The organism is Desulfobulbus alkaliphilus (genome assembly GCF_016918545.1).
In the GTDB taxonomy this organism is placed as follows: domain Bacteria; phylum Desulfobacterota; class Desulfobulbia; order Desulfobulbales; family Desulfobulbaceae; genus Desulfobulbus; species Desulfobulbus alkaliphilus.
Window position 1 is genome coordinate 1 of the sequence record NZ_JAFFQC010000359.1, and the last position, 409, is coordinate 409.

1 protein-coding gene and 1 pseudogene are annotated in these 409 nt (G+C 57.2%); both read right to left on the minus strand.

The features are described 5' to 3' along the window. Nucleotides 1-141: pseudogene (locus JWG43_RS20505) on the minus strand (30S ribosomal protein S3); the annotation flags it as partial. Between the two features lie 3 nt (nt 142-144). Then, on the minus strand, nt 145-409 hold a 265-nt coding region (gene rplV, locus JWG43_RS18930; protein ID WP_205244452.1), incomplete at its 5' end, for a 50S ribosomal protein L22.

The following is a 409-nucleotide window of genomic DNA, read 5'->3' on the forward strand; positions in this document are numbered from 1 at the left end:
ATACAGGAGCTTCTTCACATAGGCGCGAATCTTGCTGTCTTCAAACACAAAGGCAGGGTAGTCCTTCTTGCTGAACCAGCGGGACTGCCAGTTCTTGTTGTACCCCAGCCGGAAGCCAAACGGATGAACTTTCTGACCCATAGCCTATTCCTGCCCTTCTGCGAGTATAACGGTAACGTGGCTGGTACGCTTGTGAATCTTGGTGGCACGGCCCTGGGCGCGGGGCATGAAGCGCTTCCAGGTGGGGCCTTCGTTCACGATGACTTCCTTGATGACCATGGCGTCCACGTTCACACCACCCAGCTGGGAGGCATTGGCCACGGCGCTCTTGAGCACATTCAGCAGCACGCCGGCGGGCTTGTTGGGGGTGAAGCGCAGAATGTTCATGGCTTCTTCCACACCCTTGCCC